The sequence below is a fragment of the Lewinella sp. LCG006 genome, from assembly GCF_040784935.1.
GTDB lineage: Bacteria > Bacteroidota > Bacteroidia > Chitinophagales > Saprospiraceae > Lewinella.
The window spans coordinates 4,581,505-4,607,204 of record NZ_CP160680.1 but is presented as its reverse complement, the minus strand read 5'-3'; the positions used below and the strand labels follow the sequence as shown (position 1 = coordinate 4,607,204).

Here is a 25,700-nt window from a genome sequence, read left to right as displayed (position 1 = left end):
ACTAATTCCCCTGCGCACTGCCGTTCACATCCCCTACTTTGATACCGATGAAGTCGCCGGAGACAGCAGGATTATCTTCCAAATCATTGATCAGAATCGTTTCCGGAAAAGTCTCCTGCCAGGGGTTGGAAGGTTCAGGAAATTGGTATTCACTAGGCACAAACCGCCAAGAAGGAGCATTTGGAAAACTGTTTGTAATGCCAACGATCAACTTACGAATTTGGATAAGATCAAGAATAGTGATTGTCCCCGACTGGTTGACATCGGCGGCAATCATACGGTAAGGGCTATCCAGCAATTGTGTTCCTAATATATGCCTGGTAATCAATACCACATCATAAGTACTGACGCCATTCAAGGGGTTATCATCACGGGAGGGAGTCACCACTAAACTGTCTGTAAAAGAAAAGAGGGGAAGAAAAAGGTAGGTTCCACTCGTAGTGGTGGTAGAGCTGGCCTCGATGGTGCCGGTAATTTCCACCTGCACATTTGCAACAGGTTCGTTGTTTTCGGTGCGAATAATACCCGCAATAGGATCGCCCTCTAGATAGCATTCTATCGATACATGCATCTGTAACAAGAGGTAGGTCTCACATGCTTGCACAGCTCCCGTACCATCCTGAAGAAATACATGAACAACCGTAGTAGCATCGTCATCAGGATAGACGTACCATAAGGTATCTCGCCCGGTAAACTCCGGAGCAAATTGGTCGCCAGCCTCCAGGATTTCCGTCGCCCGATAAATCGCCAAGCTTATCGGACCAGGGCAATTCGTTAAATCACTGGTGATAAAATCCTCAGCAAGAATGGGCCAACGACACTCCCCTGTTTCCGTTGGGTAGGCCGTATAGCTTATCGGTGCACAAGTGAGCGTTGGACAATCTTGCGCAGAAAGCATACTTACCAGTAAAATAATGGGAAGCAGTAGATAGAAACGTGTCATGGGATTATGTGTTAAGTCAAGAGAAAGCATTCACTTTCTAAAGATAACACATTTTCAGAAAAAATATATCCCAAGCTAAGCTTTTAGTATTCGAGCTAAAATAAGATGATCCAATTTGTTTCAAGGTTTAGTAAGAAAAAGAACGCAACCTCCATCTTGTCGGTTGCTTATCTTTTTTTACTAAACCCAAATTGGATCACCTTATTTTTATACGCTCACTTGCTTACCGCAAACGATCCACCGACCGCACCAACTTTTCATCTTTGTTGATATAGCGGTGGGCGAGAATGCCAAAGATCAGTGCCAAAATAGGTAAAGCAACACCCGCCGCCGGAGTGGCCGCATCGGCAGCTTGATCACTGAAGTAAAGATAAGCGCTGGCGCCAATCCCCACTCCCGTCAAGAACAAACCCACTTTGGTCAGCGTCATTTGCAACTTCCGATTATTGAAAAGGAAAATATTTACTAACAGCAGTATACCTGCCAGCGCAAAAGCCCCCATGAGTACAGGAGCATCCATTATATTAAAGGTTGCATCGGCAAACAAGGCAGAATCGGCTTTGGCGTCGCTAGTGGTCGCCAATGGTAAAGCGAAAAGGCCCAATGCCGCACCAGCAGCTAGGAGCAAAAAGATGGTCTGTATTCTTTGGATCATAATTTTGGTTGGTTTGTTGGTTTGAGGGTTGTTCTGGGTGTAAGGGTGTAAAAGTGTAAGGGTTGGGATTTTGCCTACTGGCAAATATACCTTTATACTTTTCAAAGTCGGAAGTAGGAAGTAGTTGATGCTACTAGCGGGATCACCCAACTTTTACACCTTTACACCTACCCAACTTTTACACTTTCCAAAGTCGGAAATCGGAAGTAGTTGATGCTACTAGCGGAATCACCCAACCCTTACACCTTTACACCTACCCAACTCTTACACCTTAAAACCTATCTTTGGGCAAAAATAATAAATGCTGCGATATCAACTAAGTCATTGGGAGTGGGAAAGTTTTTTTAAGGACATTGATGTGATCATTGTGGGCAGTGGCATTACCGGATTATCGGCCGCCATACATTTGAAAGAACAGTCGCCGAGGATGAAAGTTGTGCTTATCGACCGTGGACCTCTGCCTATTGGGGCGAGCACGCGCAATGCGGGTTTTGCTTGTTTTGGCAGCCTCAGCGAGTTGATTGATGATTTGAACCATAGCAGTAGGGAGGATGTACTAGAGCTGGTGGCCCAACGCTTCGAGGGCCTTTGTCGCTTGCGCGAACGCTATAGCGATGCCGCAATAGGATACCAGGCTTGGGGCGGATACGAGATTTTTCGGGAAGAAGACGCCCCGCTCTACGCACAGTGCCTATCAGTAATGGAAGACTTCAACAAAGACTTGCGGCCACTGATTGGAAAAGATACTTTTGTCCAGGCAGATGCGCAATTACCTGCTACCGGGCTACAAAAGGTAAGCCATCTATTACTCAACCAGGCCGAGGGGCAGCTGCATACCGGGCAGTTGATGCAAACCCTACTCCGCAAAGCACAATCGCTGGACATACTCTGTCTGGGTGGGATCACCGTTACGGCGCGGGAAGAAATCAACGGGCAAGTAGTTATTCGTACCGACCACGGTTGGTCTATCCAGGCCAAGCTGTGTTTACTGGCTACCAATGGCTTTGCCAAAACGCTGTTGCCAGAACTGGACTTGCAACCAGCTCGCAACCAGGTGCTCATTACCGACCCCATCCCGGGTCTGAAACTTAAAGGTTGTTTTCACTACGATTGTGGTTACGTTTATTTCCGCAATGTTGGTCAGCGTATCTTGCTAGGGGGGGGCCGCAACCAGGATTTCAGCGGCGAAGAAACGACGAGCCTGGATCCCAACCTACCCGTTCGCGCCTATTTGGAACAGCTATTACGCCAAGTCATTCTACCAGAACAGGCAACAAAAATTGATCGTTGGTGGACGGGAATCATGGGCGTAGGCCCGGCCAAAAAGCCCATCATCCGTGAGGTTGGAGCGCATACCGTAGCCGCAGTACGCCTGGGAGGTATGGGCGTCGCCATCGGAACAGGCGTAGGAGAAAGAGCGGCCGATTTGCTGCTGGGGAGGGGGTGAAAATAAATATGCCCCACCCTATTGACAAGTCACCAAAGAGTAAGTAAACTTTACCGCAATTTACGGCGGGGATTCACTAAAGCCCGCTGTTTTCCTACAATGAGTACGCAAAAATTTTTTAAGTGGGCTAAAGACAATGGTGCTTTAGTATTTTTATTTGGCACCCAAATAGTAGCAATTATTGGTGTATTTGCCTGGTTGGCGGTGAGTAGCCTTCAGTCGATGGGGCAACCTACAGGGAAAGACCAAGCTGTATTTGCCAAGCATTTGCCCGCTACCCCAGCAGCTATCGATAGCCAAGCTGTTAGTGCCCAGCCAGCCGCTTCGGAGGTAAAATAATCTTCGTAAGTATTAGGTGAAATCAACCCCGCAGTTGTTCCTTGGAATGACTGCGGGGTTGATTTGTTTTAGGGGGAGGGAGTTTCTTTATGATACATTTTTACTAAAATACAAGTAATTTCTGCGTCAATACTAGGTCCTTATTACTTATGTTCACCACTCGTAAAATGTACATGCTAGAAGGAAGCTGAATCTGATCTATGTGGATATCCCCTTGCAAAGTGCCACTGTACACACTTCGGCCACTTAAATCATACAATTCAAATTGTAAGTCTTGTTGATCATAAAAACCTAAACCATCTACTGTCAAAGGTTGGCCAAAAGCTGTATTATAAACAGTAGGTATAGTTAATTCATCAGATTCATTATCTGTTAAGCATACAATACACCCACCGCCTCCATTCTGAGTTACACTTACATCTAGTGGGAAGTTTACTGGGTCACCACAAATCGTAGTCGCGTAATTAATGTTGACCGTACCTACGGAAAGAAACTCATAAAGTGCTTGCGTCCCAAAATTAGAAATATTCACCATATTAGAGGGAAAAGCTTGCCATGTTCCAAGATCAGTAAGGCCACTAAGTTCCGTAAAATCATAAAACCTTTACTGTCCAACACTTACGGCTACAGGGCCACTAACGCTTCCGTCAGGCTCGTAATCGAACACCCTTTCTTCAGCAACCATATTACCATATTTTGTGAGCACTCGAATACTATGGGCACCAGTCAGCGAAAGATTATTAAACGTATAAGAAATAGAGTTATTAGAACCAATATTATTGGAGTTTGATGTAGCTATTGTCTGATAACTACCGCTATTACCGAGACGTTGTTGCCAGTTAATAGTAAATGGCGCTGGAATTTGGCAAGTTGGATAACGGTTGATTTCATCAGTAAGGTTTACCGTAATCGTTCTGCTTCCGCCGTTACTACAAGATAAGGCACTACTATTAGCATTGGTGATCAACCTTGAGTTAGCACCAAATTCGACGAATTTTTCGCAAGCTTGATATTTCACTTCTGCACTATAAGAGACTTTTACTTTAATACCGAGAGGTGTTGATGTTGGAGGCGGTGCATCTCCACTTCCTTGCTCTTTAGGTTCTATTAAATAAAAATCAAATTTGTTTTTTGCCTTTATGAATAATTTGGCTTTGACTCCGTATTTAACATTAGAATCCTGAAGATTTGAATCCCATTTCACTCTAATAGTAGAGTGAATATATCCATTATTAGCCACGGTAGCATCTACTGTTCCGCCACCGCCACCGCACATGGTATTGCAGTCCAATGAAGTATTTGGCCCAGCAGTAAAGCAAACAGTGCTTCCGGCCTCTGGCAACCAACCACCACCTCCAGAAGAGAGATAAATTGTTCCACCGGTCACTTCCCACTCAATCCCCCAACACGCACCACCAGGAGCGTTATTTACTGCTTGGACAAAATCTAAATCGTAAATATTTGCTGTAAATTGATTGAAACCTTGAGCATTTTCAGGAACCGCACATTCCATATTCAATTGTGAGCCATTTATATTACCAATAGCTACGTTACTTGGTAATGGATTCCGTGTTATGAAAAAATTTTCTTCACAATCAAAATCACTAAGCTGTTCAATAATATCAGTGTCTTGGCTCTGTACCTGAATAAAAGTAAGCATTAAGAGAAAGCACAATAATCTGTTTTTCATTATAGAAAATTTTATACAAGCTAAGCATCTGAAAACCCAAACATTTAGCCTCCACAATTTGGTTGTGTTGTCAAGCAGGGTATCAATCTATTACTTAGCCCATTTGTGAAAAATATTTATCAGAAAAAAACAACTATAAAAACTTCTTAAACGGATGCTTTGCAAAGAATATCTATCCCTTATATAAGTCTGAAAAACAGAAAACGTGACAAAATTTCTTCTATTTTTTTGTCCCCCTACACCAAAACACTAAGGCCGTACCCGATTACTCGGATACGGCCTTAAATATATTCGGGAATAATTCCCGATCAGACTAAGCCTATTTGTTCCTTCCTAGTGGAAAGGACAAACAAATGGAGACGTCTTATTCGCTACAATAATTGCATTGACATTGTGAGTGATGGTACACTCAAATGTGGTAGGATCATAAGTGATACCATCCAATTCAGTTGCAATTGACGTAAAGAAAGATGGAAGATTAGGAGTAGTGTCCTCAACTTTGATGTTAGCGTTAGCCAACTGCTCGATTTCACTTACCACAAACTTCACACCCATGTCTGTCATACGACGACCTTCAGCAATGAAGATTTCCTGACGCATCAGGTACAACAACTCTAGTGCTTCGTCTTCAGTGGTCACAGCATCAACCATTGCGTCGGTTACAGAGGTACCACTCACAGTAGGAATGGTTACATTACCAGCCTTACGATTGAGCACCAAACCACCTACGAAAGGAGCACCAGGACTAGAAGCAACCACAGCAGCAGTTGTATCCGGGCGAGTACCAGGGTTACGCTCGGTACGGTCTTCCGTTCCATCATCAAAAGTACTCGTTGGACGAGTAGCTACCAGTGCAATAATATCCTTCATAATATCCTGAGCAGTACCTAAGGCACCATCAGCAATCGCAGCCTCACACTTGATCAAGTGTGCTTCTTCGATTTTTAACAAAGGCATATCGATATCCTGTGAAGGATTGATGTCATTGTACTTAGGATCCAAGAAATCCAGACGAGGTAGTGGTTGCAAATCATCAAAGCTACCACGATCGTGGATAGCATCTTGCAATTCATTGTTAATACGGGCCCCGTTAATTGCATCAAATTTGACGAAACGGATGAAACCAGCATCAGCAGCAATCGCAGCATCAGCAGCAGCTACCGCAGCAGTTTTATTACCTGCGTAGTAGTTGGCACGTGCCTGCCCCATCAAACAGCTTACTTGTGTAGCAGGGTCAGTAGCTTTAGCAGCACCTTGTCCAAAGAAATCTATTGCCAAGGCGTAGTGTGCACTAGCTGGCTGGGCAGCACCTTGAGGTTCTGCTGGCAAAGATGTGAACAACTCGGCAGAAAGCAGATGAGACAAACCAATGAAAAACAGGAATTCTGCTTCCTGATTAGCCGTGTAATTCGGGTCACCAGGGCCGATTACATTCAAACCAGCTTTCGCCAATTCGCGCAAACGCGCAAGCTCGAATTGAGTATCGTTGATGTCGTTATCCGTAGGAGTAACGTTCAAGATATCCAGGAACTGGTTGAAGAACGTCTGGGTATTGTCGTAGTTGTCAGAAGCAATTTCTGCTAAATGTACGTACTCACCAGCAAGTTCTGCCAGCTGGCGCTCCAAACCATTCAAGGTTCGGGTAGCTGACTGAGAGGTACCGAGGATAGCTTCCTCAGAAAGATCCGGGTTGATTGGATCAAAAGTAGTGTCTGGATCTTCACATGCCTGGAAAGACAGAGCCAAAATAGCGATGGCAAAAATCCAGTTTAATTTATTTTTAAGCATAATGGTCTTTTTTAAAAGTTAACAGAGGTGATTTAGAATCCAATGCGTACATTGAATAGAACCTGCTTTGGAGCCGACTCAGTACCAAAACCGAAACCACCCGCTGCAAAGCCATCCTGTGCACCAATACCAGAACCAGTAACTTCTGGGTCGAAAGTAGAAGAAGCACGAACGTATGGATTACGGAAGTTCAGACCTAAAGTCAAACGGCTCAATGCCTTGATGTTCGCAGTAGGTACATTGTAAGAGATACCGATATTACGGATCTTGAAGAAATCGGCATCTTCTACCCAAACACCTGCCAAGTCAAAGAAACTTTCGTTAGCGGCATTAGCAGGGATACGATTAGGGTCGTTTACACCACCAAAGTAACGTAATACGTCATCCACTGCTACACCAGAAGCACCACGCTGGAAATCACTAGAACCGAAAATGGTAAGATTTTTCCAACGGAAGTTCATACCGACTGTTCCGTAGCTAGTTGGGTTAGGATTACCCAAAACTGCATTTGCTTCTACGTCTACCAAGTTTCCTTCGGCATCGAAGGTTGGCTGCGATCCGCGGAAGTAACCAAGAGGCTGACCTTCTTTTACAAAAGATCCTAGGAAGGTAAATCCACCTACGTTGAATTCAGGAGAACCACCAGCGTCAACTACTACGTTTTCGTTAGTTGTGTAAGAGGCGTTGAACGTCAGATCGAAATCTTCAGAACGAATTACGTCTACATAACCTTGTAGTTCGATACCTTTGTTTGTTACTGTACCTACGTTTGCTTCTTGAGCCAACTGGCCAGAAGAAGGTGCGTTAGGTGGTGTGAAGATGGCATCGTTCGTGGTATTATCATAGTAAGTGAAACCAACACCGAAACGAGCATCAAAGAAGCTTGCATCGAAACCAGCTTCGTAAGAGTCAACAATTTCTGGACCCAATTCTGAATTACCAGGATTACCGAAGGTATAAGCTACAGAACCTAGGTAAGGGTTAGCTACGAACAACCGGTCACGCGCAAATGGCGTAGGGAAGTTGGTTGCCTGACCGAAGTTGGCACGTACACTGAAGCGGCTTACAATATCGCTGATTCCACTTTCCTGCATGAAAGGCTCATCCGTCAAGGAGTAAGACAGACCGATACGGTAGATGTTTACCAAACCAATATCCTTACCGAAAGCAGAGTTACCATCCCAACGGATAGCACCATCTAAGAACAGTTTGTTTTTGTAGCCGATGTTTTCAGAAACATAGAAACCACCAAACGCAGCAATCTGTAAGAAGTCGGTAGCCGTTTGAGTAGCAGTATTGCCAAATAGGATACTACCCTCCGTCAAGTCAGTACCTTGCAACAAATACTGCTCGTCTTGCTCACGGAAGAACTGACCACCACCACCGGTGATGAATGAGAAGTCTCCTGCATCAAAACGATACTGCAAACTAACATCAGTAGTAATACCAATGAAGCTACGAGTAGCAGTATTCAATGATCCCTGGTCTGCAGTCCCAGCAGGTACCGCACCTTTAGAAATCAGAACAGCATTGCTCTGTACTTCACGCTGGCGGGATGTACGATTATCCAAACCAAGGGTTGCCTTAGCGGTGAAACCTTCGAATGGTGTCCATGTTAAAGACTGAGAAGTTTGGAAACGACGAACCGCCTCCGTGATGTCTGTGACCGCGCCTTGGGCAGCAAGATCAGCCTTCAAGTCAGCACGCTCTTCCGCCGTCAATTCAGAGATATTACCGAAAGAACCTCCTTCCAGGTTACCAAAACGAGCAAAGCTGGTGTTGGCATTGTAATCGCGGGTAAACCAGTTACTAGCGAAAGCAGCTGAAGCTGCGTAAGAAAGGGTTGGTGACAATTCAGCACTTACCCCCGTACGCATACTTATACGACGCTGGCGGTTAAGATCGTTGAAGCTGTCATCATCATAGAAACTACCAGAAAAACTGTAGCCTACTTTCTCTGAACCACCATCAACCGTCAAACGATGCTGCTGTACCGTACCATTTTCGTAGTACAAATCAGCCGTTTCAGGGAAGTAAAGGAAAGTCTCTTCACCTGACATTACACCTACCGTGCCATCGTAACCAAAACGAGCTTTCTGGCCATACTGGCCTTTCTTAGTGAAAATCTGAATTACACCATTGGCGGCATCAGCACCATAAAGTGTAGTAGCAGCACCACCACGGATAAATTCTACCCGCTCGATAGCTTCGATCGGAATATCAGCCAAAGCAGAACTGTTTGCACCACCTGTACCAATGTTCAAGGCAGGGCGAGAGTTCAGGTTATCCACACGTACCCCATCAATGATGATAACGGGGGTGGTAGAAGCGTTGGCTGAAATAGGGCCACGGTTACGAATCTGAGAAGCCGTACCTGGCTGACCTGAAGACAAGCGAACCTGAGTACCAGGAATTCGCGACTGTAATACTTGGTCCAACTGGGTAATAGGTGCTAATTCAAGCTGTTCAGAGCTGATCGCGTCTACCGTTGAGGTCAAACGCTTCTTCTCTATACCTACCCCTTGTCCGGTAACAACGATCTCATCGAACGTTACACCAGCCAACATGACCAAATCAATCGTATTGGAAACACCAATTGGCTGCTCGATAGTCTCGAAACCAGTGTAGCTGAATACCAATACCTTGTCATCGTTACTAATATTGATGCTGTAAGTACCATCAACATCCGTTACTGTACCAGTTGAGGTACCTTTGACCAGTACAGTTGCTCCGATCAGAGCATCTCCTTGCTCATCAGTTACCGTACCAGTAATTGTCCGCTGCGCGAGCAGGGTTGCTAGACTACATAAAAGCAGTCCCACTACTAGTGAGAGTTTTTTCATGAAATGCATTTTTTAGCGTTCAAAAAGAAGCTACAGTCAGGTAATCATCTTGTGAACACTATGGTGAATAATCAAAAACTAAACATACGAACAGTCGTTCGTTTTTCTTTCAATAGGGCAGGGATCAATAGATGTTTATTCAAAAAAATGTTCCCTGGTTGTTGTTTTTTAGCGGCTTAATACTCGCTTTTTAGATAGGTAAAACCCGTAGATTTTCGCCAAATGTAGAAGGTTTTAAGCATTTCAGCTAATTTTTTTGATAGTTTTACTTCTCGCCTCCTACTCTCTACTATCGAACAACCTTCCTGAAACGCTGCCTGAATTATTTTTGTTCATAAAGAAATAATTGTAGGTCTAACTCAAAATAATATTTCAAATCACTCGTATAATTACGTCTTTACCCATATTTATTGCAAGAAAAAAATATTAAGTCCTGTCAATCAATGTTTAATACCGGGTTAAAATCAAGTTAAACCCCTCTGCCTAGTTAATGGAAGGTTGTACCTTTGGCACTCCTTGACAAAAAATATTTTTTTATTAAAGTAAGGTTCCCTTGTTCCGACTTTCCAGTTTATTTTCCTGCTTGCTGCTCCTGCTTTTTTTGGGGCACCCACTGTTTGGTCAGTCGACCAGAGACACGCTTCCCCCTGCTTCCCAACGGGTACGCATCGATAATGCCAACTCGCTGGAATATCAGCGTCGCGGCAAAAATGAAATCGTGCAAAAGTTGGTCGGTGAAGTAGAACTCAGCCAGGATAGTATTTTCATGTACTGCGATAGTGCGATCATCGAAAACAACTCTCGGGTATTTGCACTGGGCAAGGAAGTCCTTATTCAGCAAGGCGATTCACTGGCCGCTTTTGCCGATACGCTCTACTACGACGGCACCCTCAAGGAAGCCGACCTCATCGGCAACGTCGTCCTCATCAATGGCGACCGCAGGCTCTTTACCCACAAACTCCATTATGACCTCAATACCAAAATCGCTACTTACGATACACCTGCCACCATCACCGACGGAGAAACCCAACTTAGTAGTAAACGCGGTTATTACTACACCGAACAAGACGAAATTTATTTCAAAGACAGTGTTGTCGTTATCAATCCCGATTTTCAGCTTAGGGCCGATACGCTCAAGTTTAACACTATAGAACAAATAGCCACTTTCCTTGGGCCCACCGTTATGCGCAGCGACAGTAGTAGGGTCTATTGCGAAGATGGCTTCTATGATGTAGAAAACAACCTGGCCGAATTCCGCATCAACGCCCAATACACCAAAGGAGAACAACGCGCAACCGCCGATGTCATCCGCTACGATGGTAAAAATGGCATCTATACCCTGGACGGAGATGCAAAGTTCTACGAAGCTGATCGCCGCGAAGCAACGGGAGATTTAATTCGTTACGACCAGAAAAACGATATTACCATCCTGGAAGGAAACGCCTACTTCCGCGATAAGGAGCAGGTCATCACTGGCGATGCCATCCGCTACGATGCTAAAAAGAAAATTTACAAAACCAGTGGCCGCTCCCGCATCATCGATGGCCCGCAAATATTACAAGCCGACCAGGTAGACTACGCCCAAGCCGACAGCATGGGCATTGCCAGCGGCAACGTCATCTGGCAGGATACCTCCGCCAATCTCACCATCCAGTGTGATACGGCCCGCTACAACCAAACCACCGGCTTCCTCAAGGCTACCGGAGGCCTGCAAGGCCGGCCTTTACTGATTACGCTCATTGATGGCGACTCCCTTTTCATGACGGCCGACACCCTGCTGTCTCAGCGCGCCGACACCATTGCCAATGATAGCAGCCGCCTTTTGCAGGCCTATTACGATGTGCGTATTTTCAAATCTGACATGCAGGCACTCTGTGATTCCCTCGCTTATAGCACCGTAGATTCCCTCTTTCGCATGTTTCGCAGCCCCGTCATCTGGACAGACACCACCCAGTTTACCGCTGACACCATCCACATGCAGCTGGCCGATGACCAGCTCGACAAAATTCTGCTGTACAACCATAGCTTCATCCTCAACAGTGCCGATGAGTTGTACTTCAACCAAATCAAAGGTCGTGATATCATCGCCCAATTTGACAGCAGCGAACTACGCAGGATGGACATTCAGGGCAACGCCCAATCCGTCTACTACCCCCGCGATGACGACGACGCCTACGTGGGAGTCAATAAAACCATTTGTAGTGATATGATCGTCTTTTTCGGGAACAATCAGGTCGATGAGATTATCTTCGTCACCCAATTGGAAGGCAAGCTAGACCCTATGAATAAAGCAGATCACGAGGCCCTCAAACTCGAAGGATTCAACTGGCAAACCTCTCCTCCCCGACCCCGCTCGCGAGATGATTTATTTGGGCCGCCGCTGCGGGTCTTAGCACCACAGGAAAGTCGGCCTGCCAGGGCAGAAGGTGCTCCACCACCCCCAAAACCTACGCGTGATAACACTCCACTCAACCCCAAAGAAGAATGAAAGTAGCCGCAGACATTAGCCTTTACCCACTGCAGGAGAATTTTGAACCGCCCATCATTGATTTCATTCACCATCTCCGCAACATAGAGGGTCTACAGGTACACACCAACGAGCTAACCACCCAGGTCAGTGGCGATTACACGCTCGTCATGAACACCCTGCGCGATGCCATGGCTCATACCTTCGCGCAAGGCGGTACCTATAGTTTTGTTATCAAAGTCCTCAATGTAGCCATTGAACCGGGTAAGACGGTGGCTTTGTCGTAAGATGATTTGGGGTGATGCCGATCTCGTCCCGACATTTCTAGTCGGGATCGGCACCAGGCTGTCCGCCGCTCCTTCATGCAGGGTATAAAACCCTGCCCTACGGAGCGTCTACCATCCTTTGTCCTCCGCCTTTCGCGCTAATAACTCACTATCAACAAGGCACGAAGGATTATTGCTTAACAATCCGCTTCGTAAGCAGCTGATTGCCTTGTCTGATTTGTAAAAAGTAAATGCCCGACGGAAGGTCACCGACCTCCAAAGTAGCGGTTTGAAACAGTTTCTCTTGAGACAGATGAATTTTTCCGTCCAGGCTGTAGATGCTCACCGCAAATTGGCCCTCTCCTTTGATCTGGAGCAGCTCTCGGGCGGGGTTGGGAAAAACCGTAAAATCCAGTATATCCGGAAAGAGTTCGCTGGTGCTTGTTGGGCGGCAGTTGGGTTCCAGGCAACCATCGCGATCTACTTTGATCAGCCAGCCCAGCGATTTGACCGGATCAGGCTCGTAGCGGTCTACCTTGCCGCAGGCGATGATGCTGCCGCTGGGCAAGACCACCGCATTGGCCAGGCTGGGGATGGAGCCATAGGCAGGGGTAAACAGGGTATCCAGCCGGCTCCAAAGGCTATCTCCCTGGGCGTTTACCTTGGCGATCATACCCGCGCGGTAGCCCGTGTATTCCACCGGGTCGACCAATTCCCAGTAGGTGCCCACCGCTACCCAACCGCCGTCAGGGGTGGCGACTACGTCGATGAATTGATTCATGGAGGTAGTATTTTCACCAAATGAGGTATACCATTGTATATTAAAATCAGCGTCTCTTTTGATGATAATATTCCTAAATAGTACATATTCTTCTCCAAACAGCGTATCTACAATACTGAATGCCCCTTCACCGATCCAGCCACCATCTTCCGTTGGATATTGCCTCGAAAATCCGACAGATGGGCCTTCTCCAATATATACCTGCTCACTCTCCCACTCCCATAAAACATTACCGAGGGTATCTATTATTACAGCTACGCCTTTTCCCCATAAATCATGATAAGTATTGACCTGCTCACCAGTTACGCCCCTACTTCCTGTCAGTAGCACTTCGTTTTCAGAAAGCAGGTTAATTCCTTTAAACATTTCCGATAGACCAAATCCTCCATAATTAAGCTCCCACAACTTGTTACCTGCTTGATCCACGCCCATCGCAAAGCCATTACTGAGACCATCATCCATTTGTTGTTTTCGACCAATAGATATGTATCCGTTTTCTATTTCAACAATATGTAAGTGTCGCTTTGTAAAAGTACTTTCGTCAGGATATTCACCGATGAATACGATCTCTCCTTCAGTATCCAACTTAAAAATCAAAGGAATGGAACTCTCGAATCTGCTCCCCACCAAGGCGTAGCCACCATCACTGGTTTTAATCATCTTTGCCCCTTCTTCAAAAACATAGTTGTAACCAGCACTGTCATAGTGGGTTTTGTAATCCAGCATATTCCCCAGGGTATCCAGTTTGGCAAAAAACAGCCCCCATTGCGGAGCATCAGGGTTATTGGCACTGCCACATACCACCAGGGTGTCTTCCACCAATAATATCTGGTGAAAGGTAAGCCCTTTGTCTTCGTAGAGTTCGTAGGATTGGATGAAGCCCGCTTGGGTTTGAGCGGAATAGTAGGTGAGGAAGAGGAGTAATGTAGTAATGAATAGTCGCATAGAGGGATGGGGTAAGTTCCTAAATCCAGAAAAAGGAGCGTTTTTTTTAATACACCCAGGGCATATCAAAACGCCCCTCCGTAATACGGAAGGTATCCTGACATTCTTCGGATACGACGGTGAACTGGAAAGTGCCGGAGATGATGCGTGCTTCGGGATCGAAATGGATGATTTCTGTTTGATAATTTTCTTCCAAGACTAAATAATCTTCATTAAGCATCGGATAATCAGTACATGGGTCATTAAATTCGGTGTAGATTACTCCTTTTAAAGTATAAACACCTTCATTTGATAAACTATCAGCATAAACCTGAACCATTTTTTTCAATTCTCCTCCCTCACTACTTGAAGCCTGAACAAAAAAAGTATTCCGAAAATCATCATAATACACCGTAATATGATCATCAAACGGCTTGGGCGTATGCAGGAACACTTCTCCATTGATCTTACAACCAAAAGTACCTTCCCCCGTCATGGTGATGGGAGATAAAACTTTTACTGCGGGTTGGGGATTGAAGATGGATTTTTCGCAGGCCGTCCAGCATAGCGCGGGTAGGAGCAACAGGAGGAAGAGGTAATGGTTTGGTAGCATGGTGGTGATTATTGCTTGACAATCCGCTTCGTAAGCAACTGGTTGCCTTGTCTGATTTGTAAAAAGTAAATGCCCGACGGAAGGTCACCGACCTCCAAAGTAGCGGTTTGAAACAGTTTCTCTTGAGACAGGTGAATTTTTCCGTCCAGGCTGTAGATGCTCACCGCAAATTGGCCCTCTCCTTTGATCTGGAGCAGCTCTCGGGCGGGGTTGGGGAAAACCGTAAAATCCAGTATATCCGGAAAGAGTTCGCTCGTACTTGTTGGGCGGCAGTTGGGTTCCAGGCAACCATCGCGATCTACTTTGATGATCCAGCCCAGCGATTTGACGGGGTCGGGTTCGTAGCGGTCTACCTTGCCGCAGGCGATGATGCTGCCGCTGGGCAAGACCACCGCATTGGCCAGGCTGGGGATGGAGCCATAGGCAGGGGTAAACAGGGTATCCAGCCGGCTCCAAAGGCTATCTCCCTGGGCATTTACCTTGGCGATCATGCCCGCGCGGTAGCCCGTGTATTCCACCGGGTCGACCAATTGCCCGTAGGTACCCACCGCTACCCAACCACCGTCAGGGGTGGCGACGACGTCGGTAAAATTGTTCGTGAAGGTTGTATAGTCTCCAAAGGAAGTACTCCACAAAACATTGAAGTTTGTATCTCTTTTTACGATTTCTCCTTTTGACAAAATGGTAGATTCTCCGAAAAGCTCTTCTATCGCTTGGGAATATCCTTCATTCACCCAATTACCATCAGCAGTGGGATAAATTCTTCCAAATGCCGGGCCAGACCCCGAACCCGTAAGCACTTGCTCACTCTCCCACTCCCATAAAATATTCCCCAGGGTATCAATTTTGATTGCTATTGCTTTCCCCCAGGCACCTTCTATTGGGTTGTAGACTGGCGTTACAATTCCTGAACCACCAGTTAATAGTATTTCGTTGGAAGCTATTATTCTTATCCCCCAAAAACCATCCCCCAATCCATTCTCCCCATAATTAAGCTCCCACAACTTGTTCCCTGCTTGATCTACTCCCATCGCAAAGCCATCACTGAGACCATCATCCATTTGTTGTTTTCGGCCAATAGATATGTATCCATTTTCTATTTCAATAACATCTACGTGTCGCTTTGTAGAGGTACTTTCATCTGGATATTCACCAATGAATACGATTTCTCCTTCTACATCCAACTTAAAGATCAACGGAATGGAACTCTCGAATCTGCTCCCCACCAGCGCATAGCCGCCATCGTTGGTTTTAATCATCTTTGCCCCTTCTTCAAAAACATAGTTGTAGCCAGCACTGTCATAGTAGGTTTTGTAGTCCAGGATATTCCCCAGGGTATCCAGTTTGGCAAAAAACAGCCCCCATTGCGGAGCATCAGGGTTACTGGTGCTGCCACATACCACCAGGGTGTCTTCCACCAATAATATCTGGTGAAAGGTAAGCCCTTTGTCTTCGTAGAGTTCGTACGACTGGATGAAGCCCGCTTGGGCTTGGGCGGAATAGTAGGTGAGAAACAGGAGTAATGTAGTAATGAATAGTCGCATAGAGGGATGGGTTAAGTTCCTAAATCCAGAAAAAGGAGCGTTTTTTAATACAACCACGGCATATCAAAACGCCCCTCCGTAATACGGAAGGTATCCTGACATTCTTCGGATACGACGGTGAACTGGAAAGTGCCTGAGATGATGCGTGCTTCGGGATCAAAATGGATGATTTCCATTTGAGAAGGTTCATCTAAAAACAAGTAGTCTTTATCTAATCCAAAAATCGTCATACAAGAATCATTATAGCTCGTGTAATTTAAATCATGGAATTGATAAACACCCTCTGATGAAATTTCATGCACATATAGATGCATCGTTTGATTATATTTATCGCCAATACTTTCTGTCGCATTCAGATAGAAGTAGTCACGAAAATCATCATAATACACCGTAATATGATCATCAAACGGCTTGGGCGTATGCAGGAACACTTCTCCATTGATCTTGCAACCGAAAGTACCTTCCCCGGTCGTAGTGATGGGAGGTAAAACTTTCGCTGCGGATTGGGGATTGAAGATGGATTTTTCGCAGGCCGTCCAGCACAGGGCGGGGAGGAGAAAGAGGAGGAAGAGGTAATGTTTTGGTAGCATGGTGGTCGTAGTTATGATTATCAGACAATTTTTGTGTTTAGAGTCAAGCTAAAGTAAAAATCACGCTCCTTCTCAGTCGCTTACGATTTTCACTTTAGCTTGACCACAAAACTGTCAGAGAAGGTTTTTTAGTAAGCGTATAAAGCCTACGCCGAACGGGGCTGAAAGCATCTCTAATCCCCGATTCTGGTTTAGTGTTAGGTTTTGGCTTGAAGTTTAAGAAATGCAGTAAATCCTTCTCCACAATATTAGGCGCAGAGATTTATAAAAGAAAATCCTATTCGTGAAGTGCTTCTTTTTTTATTCTACGATTCAAACAAATTTTGTACAAAACCAAGGCAACTTTCTCTATATTGTAGAATAATTCCTCTTCTCTCTATCAACGCGCAAAGCATGGACGCTCAAAAAAAACTCTTTGATTATTTGGTTTACCGCTTTGGCAAAAAAGGCGTTTTGCACGACACAATGGACATCTTGCACCTGCAAAAAGCCGCGGTTTACAAACGCATGAGTGGCGATACTGCGCTGACACTCAGTGAAGCAGTAAAGCTTGCAGAGCAATTTAATGTCTCGCTGGATACCACCCTCGGCACTGAAGGCTACCACACTTTTTCACACCCTTTCCGGGAAGTGAGGAGTAGTATTGATTTTCTAAAGTGCTTTTTGGAGATCATGCGCCCAGTCATGCCTGAGGAAGAGGCGGAGTCAAAGCTCATCTACCTGGCCAATGAGCTACCGGTATTTTACTATTTGGAATACGACGCTATTTTTAAATTTCTGGTGGACATTTGGAATCACATGCACTGGTCGCAGCAAGAACTGATTATCTCTGACCGAGCGTCCATTCAACCCGAAATTCTCGGCTTAAGAAACCGGATCATCGGTCATTACCATTCTCGACGAGTGACAGAGATATGGAACTCCAATATGTTGGCCAACATCTTTCAGCAAATCCTTTTTGCGATCAGCATCAAAGCTTTTAAAGACCAAGCTTTCATTACGCAGTTGATTGGCGATTTAGAGCATCTTTTAAAGAACCTCAAGCAACTGGCTTTCGCCGAAAACAGGCAGGATCACCCCCAACATGGGAAAATTCAGATTTACATCAACGAATTTGGCAATTACCAAAACATGGTCATTTTTGAAGCTCTGGATCTGCGGGCAACTGGCATCGGATTTGATATGCCCCAGTTTATGATTTCTCACGACCCGGCACTTTACGATTACTCCAAAAAATGGGTAGATAAGATCAAGCGTCGCTCCGAAAACATCACCGCTGGAGGGTACCGTTTCCGGGAGGTCTTTTTTAATCAACTGGAAGCTGACATGGAATTGTTTAAATCGAAAGCGGAGCGAGCGATGATGGTGAGTTATTAAACTTTTAATTATCAGATATTTAGCCTACCATCACCTCCATCACCCATTCTAATTTTAGGGGTATTCAAACCACCACCTCCTGATTAACAAATAGTTTATTCGATTTTTATTAAAAATTATTTGTTAGCGAAGTCAGTAATTACTATCTTGCTTTCACTTTGGTGAACTGACAAGCATCAAAACAATCATAGGTAACTCCCCCTAGCAGTCACTAGGGCATTCAGCGGTTTTTATTTTGCGTGTTGTTTGGCTGCTCTGGTATTCAGAGCAGGTGTAAGCGCACGTCCCTTACGGTCGTAAAGACAGGGGACGGACTTGGCGGCCCGGCAAGTGGGTGGGTTCCCTCCCACTTGGGGATATAGTGTCTACTGGTGATTTGAGTACTAAGTTCTGCACAACACCAGGCCACACCACACTGTCGAGTTCAAAATCCTACCTTGGCACTGTATAAGTTATTTTTGATCCGTCACTAAATAATCTCACGCTACTGTATCAAAGCTATTCCTCTATGTCCATTTCGCCCACCCAGCTTCATCTCCTCCGTCAAGATACGCCTGCTTGTATGGATGTTATACACTTCAATAACGCAGGCGCTTCTCTAACCCCACGACCAGTGCAAGCGGCCATACAGGAACATCTTTTGTTGGAATATCAACTTGGAGGTTATGAAGCCGCGGCCATTCATGCCGAAAAAAGCGATGCCTTTTACACCGCAGTCGCTGAAATGCTTCATGCCCAACCTCGGCAAATTGCTTTTACGAATAGTGCTACGGATGCTTACAACAGCGCTTTAAGCTCTATTTCGTTTAAACCTGGCGACTTGATCCTCACCACTGAAAACGATTATGCCTCTAACCAAATCGCTTTTCTACAGTTGGCTAAACGTTTTGGCGCAAGCATCAAAATCGCTCCAGAATCGCCTGCAGGAGGAGTGGATACCGAAGCCATGTGCCAACTCATCCGCGATTACCAGCCACACTTGGTGGCCGTTACCCACATGCCTACCAGTAGTGGTTTGATCCAGGATATCACAAGCATTGGGAGAGCTTGCCGAGAAGTCGACACCATGTATATAGTAGATGCTTGCCAAACGGCGGGGCAATTGCCGCTTGATGTCCAGGCCATCGGATGTGATTTTCTGACGGCTACTTTCCGAAAATTTTTACGCGGCCCCCGAGGAACAGGCTTTCTCTTTGCCTCGGAGCGAATACTCAACAGTGAAATGGCGCCTCTTTTTCTGGATCTGCACAGCGCCGAGTGGCCCAGTCCCGACAAATATCATCCCCAAACCGATGCGCGAAAGTTTGAACTATGGGAACGCAACCACGCGCTGGTACAAGGGGCCGCTACCGCTGCTCGCTATGCACAAACAATTGGGCTGGAGGCCATCGCAGAACGGTCCTCCTTCTTAGCCCAGGAACTCAGAGCAGCATTGCAAGAACACGCCGGTATTCAAATCATGGATCGAGGAGAAAACCTGGGCGCTATTGTGACCTGCTACCTGCCTCAGCAACAACCACAAGCCTTATTAACACAGCTGCGCCAGGAAAAAATTCATGCCTCCATCAGCGGAATAGCCAATGCTCAATACGATCTTCAACGCAAAAATGTCCCCTGGGTATTGAGACTATCCCCGCACTATTACAACACAACGGAGGAAATTCAAATTCTAACCAAAAAAATTTTTAAAATTATTTGTTGATAAAACTATTTTGTTTTAACTTGCAACCAAATTAATGGATACCAAAAAGAAGAACAGCTATGATTTCAAGTGATAGACGTGATTTAAATGACCGCTTTGTTAAGGTCTTCAAGATACTGGAAGAAAGAGGCGATGTTATCAAAAACGACCGCAATGGAAAAGGCTTAGGTGACTTTGCTGAAAAAATTGTAGGTAATCGCGCTTATGGCCACATTATCAGAGCTTTCCTTAATGAAGGTGACAAACGCTGTATCAGTTACGAACAGTGCCGTCGCGTCTGTCATGAATACGGCGTCAACTACGCCTACCTTCTCGAAGGAGAAGGGACGCCTTTTGGTCTTGACTTACCCAACCCGGAAGAATCTGAAATTGTCTACAACGGCAATATCCTTTTCACTACTACCGAAGCTTTCGCGGGTGTTACTGTAGATGCGGGATCATTCACTACAGAAGACAACGACTTCTTCTCAATCCCTGGCCTTGACGGCGGAGGCTTGGTTGCTTTCCCTATCAACGGCAACAGTATGGAGCCCGTGATCAACGACCATGACATTGTCGTTTGCCGAGAAATTGCAGGCGTACACGAAATCAAAGACAACAAGATTTACGCCGTCAAGAACAATGGCTCCGTGTGGGTAAAATATGTACAGCGCATCCTGAATGAAAAAGGCCGCGTTACCCACCTTAAAATGATTTCTGCCAATCACCTGGAGTATGATCCTTTTGTGGAAGAAGTCAATGAATATACTCGTCTTTACCTGGTAATTCGCCGGGTAAGTTCCCTTTAAATAAGTCTAAAAACACAGGATGCTCTCCGCCGAAACGAAGAGCATCCTGAAGATTTTTATCCTGCTGTTTTTTCCTCCCGGGGGGCGTTTTCGCCTGCTCGGGAGTTTTGTTATTACAAAGATAAGTAAAAACAATATGCTTTCCAAATAGTGTTAATAAAGACTGGGGCTCCTTGCTTTTTGAGTGATTTAGCTATACTTTTGCGCTGCATGCAGCAACTTGTAATCAACATATTATCATTTTACATGCTGATCCTAGCGCTTATCCCTTGTTCGGATACCGCTGATCTGCAAGTGCTTAATACGGAGATTACAGTAACAACGACAACATCAACACATCCTGATGATCACGATCATCATTCAAAAGATTGTGCTGAAGACACCTGTCCTCCTTTCTGTATTTGCGATTGCTGCTCGGGGATCATCAGCCTTCCTCAGATGGCTACTATCCCTCTTATTGTATTCACCCCCAAGCCTGGTGAAGCACCCAGTTTTACCCCTAACTTCCCAACCAGTGGGGTGAACAATCCCATTTGGTCCCCTCCAAAACTTTAGTCAACGACATACTTCCAGACAAGACCGTCTCCAAGCTTATGCTTGGTATCATGATCGTTTAACTAAAGTTCAACATTCACATGTTTGATAATATCATTGCTTATTCTGTACAGAATAAGTTCATCATCGGGTTGCTGGTGGCAGCCCTGATGCTGTGGGGATTATTTTCGTTGCGGCAATTGCCCATAGATGCCGTCCCCGACATCACCAACAACCAGGTACAGGTGATCACTACCTCCCCTACCCTGGCGACCCAGGAAGTGGAGCAATTCATTACTACTCCGGTGGAGCTTTCTCTCCAAAACATCCAACAACTGGTAGAAATTCGTTCGATTTCTCGCTTCGGGTTATCTGTCGTGACGGTTGTTTTTGAGGAAAAGATGGATATCTACCTCGCGCGTCAGTTGGTTAGCGAATACCTGCGAGAAGCTAGAGAAAACATCCCGCCAGAACTGGGACAACCAACATTAGCCCCTATTTCTACTGGCCTGGGGGAGATTTACCAGTATGTCATTCGACCTCAAAAAGGGTATGAAGAAAAGATCAGTGCTACGGAATTGCGAAGCATTCAAGACTGGATTGTCAAAAGACAACTGGCGGGCATACCTGGGGTTGTAGAAGTAAATACCCTGGGTGGCTACCTCAAACAGTATGAAGTAGCAGTGACGCCGGGTCTGCTCAAAGCCATGGGTGTAAGCATTACGGACATTTATAGTGCCCTCGTCAACAGCAATGAGAACACGGGTGGAGCTTATATCGAGAAAAATCCCAACACCTACTACATTCGAACCAAAGGCATTGCTCAGTCCCTGAGTGACATTGAAAACATCGTCGTCAAGGTAAGCGATGGCAAACCTATCTTAGTGAAGGATGTAGCCAAGGTTCAATTTGGTAAAGCTCCCCGGTATGGGGCACTCACCCGCGATGGTCAGGAGGTCGTAGGCGGAACAGTGATGATGCTAAAAGGTGCCAATTCCGCCGCAGTAACCAAGCTCATCAAAGAACGGGTGGTACAAATCCAAAAATCCCTCCCGGAAGGAGTTGTTATCGAAGCCTATCTAGATCGGGAAAAATTGGTGACTACCGCCATTGGCACCGTCCGCAAGAACTTGCTGGAAGGAGGACTCATTGTCGTATTCATTCTCGTTCTCATGCTTGGCAATTGGCGAGCAGGGCTTATTGTGGCTTCGGTCATTCCTCTGGCAATGCTCTTTGCGGTAGCAATGATGAATGTTTTTGGCATTTCAGCCAACCTCATGAGCTTAGGTGCCATCGACTTCGGGCTGATCATCGACGGCGCGGTTATCATTGTAGAAGCCATCGTCCACCGGCTACAAAGTCGCTTCCCTGGCCAACGGCTAAGTCGACAGCAGATGAATGAAGAAGTGCAAACTGCGGCCATCAAAATCCGTAGTTCAGCGGCCTTTGGGGAAATCATCATCCTGATGGTCTACCTACCCATTCTGGCCTTGGTGGGCATTGAGGGTAAAATGTTTCGCCCTATGGCCCAGACGGTCATGCTGGCTATTACATGCGCCTTGGTCCTTTCGCTGACCTACGTCCCCATGATGAGTGCCTTGTTCTTACAACGCCACATCACGGATCAGCCGACTATCGCCGATCGTATCATCGCTTTGTGCCAAAGGGTATACACGCCTATCTTGCATTTAGCACTTAGGTTCAAAGTAGCCTTTGTTACGGCAACAGTAGTATTATTCAGCATCAGTATCATTGTTTTTTCCCGAATGGGTGGCGAATTTATTCCTACACTCGAAGAAGGAGATCTGGCCCTGCACCAAATTTTACCGCCCGGTAGTTCGCTATCACAAAGTGTGGCCACTTCCAAGATCATCCAGAAAAAACTGATGGCGGAATATCCCGAAATTGTGGATGTGGTCACCAAAATTGGTTCTTCAGAAATTCCTACCGACCCCATGCCCGTAGAAACGGGTGACATCATTGTGGTGATGAAACCTAAAGCGGAATGGACTTCAGCTTCTTCCCGACAAGAAATGTTTGAAAAAATGGAACTGACACTACAGTCGATCCCTGGCTTGGCCTACGAATTCTCTCAACCTATCCAGATGCGTTTCAATGAATTGATGACGGGATCAAGAGCAGATATTGCCATCAAATTATTTGGCGACGACCTTGATCTCTTGTTTGCAAAAGCCAAGGAAGCAGAACGCGTCATTCAGCAGATGGAGGGCGTGGGCACCACCAAGGTAGAGCAAACCCTGGGAATGCCCCAAATCGTGATCAACTTCGACTATGACAAGATGGCCCAGTATGGCCTGCAAGTCAAGACCGTCAATCAGATCGTAAGGGCTGCCTTTGCGGGCGAAAAGGCCGGGACGATTTACGAAGGAGACCGTCGCTTTGATTTGGTTGTCCGCCTTGCGGAAAACTACCGGAACGATATTCAAGCCGTCGAAGAACTCTATATCCCCTTGGACAATGGCACCCAGGTACCGCTTACGGCTATCGCCAGGGTAGCCTTTGAAGACGCTCCCATGCAGATTTCAAGAGAAGGCACCAATCGACGCATTGTCATCGGCGTTAATGTTGGTAATACCGACATTGAGACCCTGGTGGAGAAAATACAGCAGCAGCTAGATAGCAAAGTACAACTCCCTGCGGGTTATTATTTTACCTACGGTGGACAGTTCGAAAACCTCAAGGCAGCGAATGCCCGATTGGCCGTAGCCGTACCGCTTACCTTAGCGATGATTTTCATCCTCCTTTTTTTCACCTTCGGATCAGTGACCCAGGCCGCGCTTATTTTTTCGGCCATCCCCTTATCAGCGATCGGTGGTATCTGGGCATTACAACTAAGGGGAATGCCTTTTAGTATTTCAGCAGGTATCGGTTTCATCGCTCTATTTGGCGTAGCAGTGCTCAATGGCATTGTCCTCATCGGCTATTTCAACCAGCTCAAAGCAGAGGGTATGAAAAGCATTCGCCAAAGAATTATCCAGGGTACTCAGGTACGTTTGCGGCCGGTATTAATGACCGCAGCAGTAGCTTCTTTGGGCTTCCTGCCGATGGCCTTGTCCAATTCGGGAGGTGCAGAAGTACAACGCCCTTTGGCCACGGTAGTCATTGGCGGTTTACTCAGTGCCACTTTTCTTACCCTGATCGTTTTACCAATTCTATACAGTTGGTTAGCTCGTTGGCAAGAAAAACGAGGGGCCTTATCGGGATTAAAAAATGGTCTTTTACTTCTTCCATTATTACTAGGTAGTGGATTTTTAACAGCCCAATCGTCACCTATCACCCTTGATCAGGCACTCGCCACAACCATTGCCAACCATCCGGAAGTTCGCGCAGCGGATTTACAGCTAGCGCAAAGTAAAAGTTTGCAACAACTGCCCTACAGCCTTGGCAAAACTTCTATTAGCTATCAGGGTGACGGACTGTTTCTCCCCAACAACCAGCAAGTCAATCAACTTCACATCACCCAGCAAATACCGCACCCGGCAGTGGTAAAAGCAAGTAATGCACGACAGCAGGAAATCGTCGTTCGCGACGAACTGAGCCGAGCACTAACCATCCAGCAGCTACGCTATGAAGTCCGACATCTGTACTACACTTTGCAGCAGCGCAAAGCACTTCACCAACATTATCAAGTCCTCATAGAGCGTTATCAGCGGTTTTATGAAATCGCCAAAACGCGAACACAACTAGGATCGGCCAACTCCATGGAAGCCCTCACGCTACAATCGGCGCTAGAGGAGCAACAATTGATGGAACGCCAGACCGCCATGGAGATCGGCAACTTGGAACTAAGGCTACAGACATTGATGAACTCACCAGACCCCGTCACTAGTCAGGATAGTTTGGCAATGGCCGTATTTTCGCCCATGGTTACTGGAACTTCGGTGCAAATAGCGCTCGCGCAACAGCATCTGCTATTAGAGGAAGCCCATCTAGTCATCTTGGAAGCTGAGATGAAGCCCGAATTCACCCTTGGCTATGCAGCGCAGAACTATTTCGAGGGAGGCTGGCTATCAGGGCTACAGGCCGGGGTACAACTCCCCCTCTTTCGGCGGCAATATCAACAAAAAATAGCCGCACAAAAGTTGCAGACCCAAGTGGCTCAAACGCAGGTTGCAGCACAAGAGCAAACACAGCAACAGCAGCAACTTGAGGCCATAAATGCGATTCAAATGCACGCGGAAGCTACCGCCTATTACCAGCAGCAATTGAGCGTCATACAGCCCGAGTTGGACAGGGTTGCTACCCTGAACTACCAGGCAGGTGAGCTTTCCTACCTTGAGCTGGTCAATACCCTCCATCTTTTTGCGACCAACAATCGGCGCTACTTTGAACAGGTGCTTGCTCATAATGAAGCCCTGGCCTATTACAAATTTCTCACCAATCAATAA

General features: G+C 46.1%; 19 protein-coding genes. 9 read left to right on the top strand and 10 right to left on the bottom strand.

The features are described from left to right. Nucleotide 1: 1 nt before the first annotated feature. Both AB0L18_RS16660 and AB0L18_RS16655 read right to left on the bottom strand, forming a co-directional pair. On the bottom strand, nt 2-943 hold the full coding sequence (locus AB0L18_RS16660; RefSeq protein ID WP_367388437.1) for a hypothetical protein: 942 nt from the start codon (nt 941-943) through the stop codon (nt 2-4). 223 nt (nt 944-1,166) lie between these two features. Then, entirely contained in the window at nt 1,167-1,598 is a 432-nt protein-coding gene (locus AB0L18_RS16655) for a DUF4293 domain-containing protein (RefSeq protein WP_367388436.1), read from the bottom strand. Between the two features lie 301 nt (nt 1,599-1,899). Between AB0L18_RS16655 and AB0L18_RS16650 the strand changes: the two genes are divergently transcribed. Next, nucleotides 1,900-3,045, top strand: coding sequence for an NAD(P)/FAD-dependent oxidoreductase (locus tag AB0L18_RS16650; protein WP_367388435.1), 1,146 nt, complete (start codon nt 1,900-1,902; stop codon nt 3,043-3,045). Nucleotides 3,046-3,144: 99 nt separating this feature from the next. Continuing rightward, the gene (locus AB0L18_RS16645; protein ID WP_367388434.1) at nt 3,145-3,384 is read left to right on the top strand and encodes a hypothetical protein; all 240 of its coding nucleotides are present in this window, start codon (nt 3,145-3,147) and stop codon (nt 3,382-3,384) included. 103 nt (nt 3,385-3,487) lie between these two features. On the opposite strand, the gene AB0L18_RS16640 is transcribed toward AB0L18_RS16645, so the two are convergent. From AB0L18_RS16640 to AB0L18_RS16625, 4 genes are all read right to left on the bottom strand, one after another. Continuing rightward, nucleotides 3,488-3,919, bottom strand: coding sequence for a T9SS type A sorting domain-containing protein (locus AB0L18_RS16640; RefSeq protein WP_367388433.1), 432 nt, complete (start codon nt 3,917-3,919; stop codon nt 3,488-3,490). 69 nt (nt 3,920-3,988) lie between these two features. Beyond that, nucleotides 3,989-5,074 (bottom strand): hypothetical protein, encoded by a 1,086-nt coding sequence (locus tag AB0L18_RS16635; protein ID WP_367388432.1) that lies wholly within the window; start codon nt 5,072-5,074, stop codon nt 3,989-3,991. A gap of 333 nt (nt 5,075-5,407) precedes the next feature. Beyond that, nucleotides 5,408-6,862 (bottom strand): hypothetical protein, encoded by a 1,455-nt coding sequence (locus AB0L18_RS16630; protein ID WP_367388431.1) that lies wholly within the window; start codon nt 6,860-6,862, stop codon nt 5,408-5,410. A 32-nt stretch (nt 6,863-6,894) separates the two neighbouring features. Continuing rightward, nucleotides 6,895-9,705: a TonB-dependent receptor gene (locus AB0L18_RS16625; protein WP_367388430.1), complete on the bottom strand. Its 2,811-nt coding sequence runs from the start codon at nt 9,703-9,705 to the stop codon at nt 6,895-6,897. Nucleotides 9,706-10,258: 553 nt separating this feature from the next. On the opposite strand from AB0L18_RS16625, the gene AB0L18_RS16620 reads away from it, so the two are divergent. Then, nucleotides 10,259-12,193, top strand: coding sequence for an OstA-like protein (locus tag AB0L18_RS16620; protein WP_367388429.1), 1,935 nt, complete (start codon nt 10,259-10,261; stop codon nt 12,191-12,193). Continuing rightward, the gene (locus tag AB0L18_RS16615; RefSeq protein WP_367388428.1) at nt 12,190-12,459 is read left to right on the top strand and encodes a hypothetical protein; all 270 of its coding nucleotides are present in this window, start codon (nt 12,190-12,192) and stop codon (nt 12,457-12,459) included. The genes AB0L18_RS16620 and AB0L18_RS16615 overlap by 4 nt, the downstream gene beginning before the upstream one ends. A gap of 169 nt (nt 12,460-12,628) precedes the next feature. Here the strand turns inward: AB0L18_RS16615 and AB0L18_RS16610 are convergent, their stop codons facing one another. From AB0L18_RS16610 to AB0L18_RS16595, 4 genes are read right to left on the bottom strand one after another with little or no spacing between them, the layout of a single operon-like run. Beyond that, nucleotides 12,629-14,164, bottom strand: a complete 1,536-nt coding sequence (locus AB0L18_RS16610) for a T9SS type A sorting domain-containing protein (RefSeq protein WP_367388427.1) — start codon at nt 14,162-14,164, stop codon at nt 12,629-12,631. Nucleotides 14,165-14,210: 46 nt separating this feature from the next. Then, entirely contained in the window at nt 14,211-14,756 is a 546-nt protein-coding gene (locus AB0L18_RS16605; RefSeq protein WP_367388426.1) for a hypothetical protein, read from the bottom strand. Between the two features lie 8 nt (nt 14,757-14,764). Next, on the bottom strand, nt 14,765-16,300 hold the full coding sequence (locus tag AB0L18_RS16600; RefSeq protein ID WP_367388425.1) for a T9SS type A sorting domain-containing protein: 1,536 nt from the start codon (nt 16,298-16,300) through the stop codon (nt 14,765-14,767). 44 nt (nt 16,301-16,344) lie between these two features. Continuing rightward, nucleotides 16,345-16,890: a hypothetical protein gene (locus tag AB0L18_RS16595; RefSeq protein ID WP_367388424.1), complete on the bottom strand. Its 546-nt coding sequence runs from the start codon at nt 16,888-16,890 to the stop codon at nt 16,345-16,347. Between the two features lie 393 nt (nt 16,891-17,283). On the opposite strand from AB0L18_RS16595, the gene AB0L18_RS16590 reads away from it, so the two are divergent. From AB0L18_RS16590 to AB0L18_RS16570, 5 genes are all read left to right on the top strand, one after another. Beyond that, on the top strand, nt 17,284-18,267 hold the full coding sequence (locus tag AB0L18_RS16590; RefSeq protein ID WP_367388423.1) for a hypothetical protein: 984 nt from the start codon (nt 17,284-17,286) through the stop codon (nt 18,265-18,267). 508 nt (nt 18,268-18,775) lie between these two features. Next, on the top strand, nt 18,776-19,969 hold the full coding sequence (locus AB0L18_RS16585; protein WP_367388422.1) for an aminotransferase class V-fold PLP-dependent enzyme: 1,194 nt from the start codon (nt 18,776-18,778) through the stop codon (nt 19,967-19,969). A 59-nt stretch (nt 19,970-20,028) separates the two neighbouring features. Beyond that, nucleotides 20,029-20,757 carry a helix-turn-helix transcriptional regulator gene (locus AB0L18_RS16580; protein ID WP_367388421.1) on the top strand — a complete coding sequence of 243 codons (729 nt, stop codon included), beginning with the start codon at nt 20,029-20,031 and terminating at the stop codon, nt 20,755-20,757. A 210-nt stretch (nt 20,758-20,967) separates the two neighbouring features. Continuing rightward, a complete protein-coding gene (locus AB0L18_RS16575) occupies nt 20,968-21,312 on the top strand; it encodes a DUF6660 family protein (RefSeq protein WP_367388420.1) in 345 nt (114 codons plus the stop codon). Nucleotides 21,313-21,392: 80 nt separating this feature from the next. Beyond that, entirely contained in the window at nt 21,393-25,700 is a 4,308-nt protein-coding gene (locus tag AB0L18_RS16570) for a CusA/CzcA family heavy metal efflux RND transporter (protein WP_367388419.1), read from the top strand.

Excerpts from the sequence above, each read along its gene's own strand:
- AB0L18_RS16635 (WP_367388432.1), bottom strand. The coding sequence starts at position 5,074 with ATGAAAAACAGATTATTGTGCTTTCTCTTAATGCTTACTTTTATTCAG.
- AB0L18_RS16615 (WP_367388428.1), top strand. The coding sequence starts at position 12,190 with ATGAAAGTAGCCGCAGACATTAGCCTTTACCCACTGCAGGAGAATTTT.
- AB0L18_RS16655 (WP_367388436.1), bottom strand. The coding sequence starts at position 1,598 with ATGATCCAAAGAATACAGACCATCTTTTTGCTCCTAGCTGCTGGTGCG.
- AB0L18_RS16605 (WP_367388426.1), bottom strand. The coding sequence starts at position 14,756 with ATGCTACCAAACCATTACCTCTTCCTCCTGTTGCTCCTACCCGCGCTA.
- AB0L18_RS16570 (WP_367388419.1), top strand. The coding sequence starts at position 21,393 with ATGTTTGATAATATCATTGCTTATTCTGTACAGAATAAGTTCATCATC.
- AB0L18_RS16580 (WP_367388421.1), top strand. The coding sequence starts at position 20,029 with ATGATTTCAAGTGATAGACGTGATTTAAATGACCGCTTTGTTAAGGTC.
- AB0L18_RS16630 (WP_367388431.1), bottom strand. The coding sequence starts at position 6,862 with ATGCTTAAAAATAAATTAAACTGGATTTTTGCCATCGCTATTTTGGCT.
- AB0L18_RS16600 (WP_367388425.1), bottom strand. The coding sequence starts at position 16,300 with ATGCGACTATTCATTACTACATTACTCCTGTTTCTCACCTACTATTCC.
- AB0L18_RS16575 (WP_367388420.1), top strand. The coding sequence starts at position 20,968 with ATGCAGCAACTTGTAATCAACATATTATCATTTTACATGCTGATCCTA.
- AB0L18_RS16645 (WP_367388434.1), top strand. The coding sequence starts at position 3,145 with ATGAGTACGCAAAAATTTTTTAAGTGGGCTAAAGACAATGGTGCTTTA.
- AB0L18_RS16660 (WP_367388437.1), bottom strand. The coding sequence starts at position 943 with ATGACACGTTTCTATCTACTGCTTCCCATTATTTTACTGGTAAGTATG.
- AB0L18_RS16610 (WP_367388427.1), bottom strand. The coding sequence starts at position 14,164 with ATGCGACTATTCATTACTACATTACTCCTCTTCCTCACCTACTATTCC.
- AB0L18_RS16640 (WP_367388433.1), bottom strand. The coding sequence starts at position 3,919 with ATGGTGAATATTTCTAATTTTGGGACGCAAGCACTTTATGAGTTTCTT.
- AB0L18_RS16625 (WP_367388430.1), bottom strand. The coding sequence starts at position 9,705 with ATGAAAAAACTCTCACTAGTAGTGGGACTGCTTTTATGTAGTCTAGCA.
- AB0L18_RS16585 (WP_367388422.1), top strand. The coding sequence starts at position 18,776 with ATGTCCATTTCGCCCACCCAGCTTCATCTCCTCCGTCAAGATACGCCT.
- AB0L18_RS16650 (WP_367388435.1), top strand. The coding sequence starts at position 1,900 with ATGCTGCGATATCAACTAAGTCATTGGGAGTGGGAAAGTTTTTTTAAG.
- AB0L18_RS16590 (WP_367388423.1), top strand. The coding sequence starts at position 17,284 with ATGGACGCTCAAAAAAAACTCTTTGATTATTTGGTTTACCGCTTTGGC.
- AB0L18_RS16595 (WP_367388424.1), bottom strand. The coding sequence starts at position 16,890 with ATGCTACCAAAACATTACCTCTTCCTCCTCTTTCTCCTCCCCGCCCTG.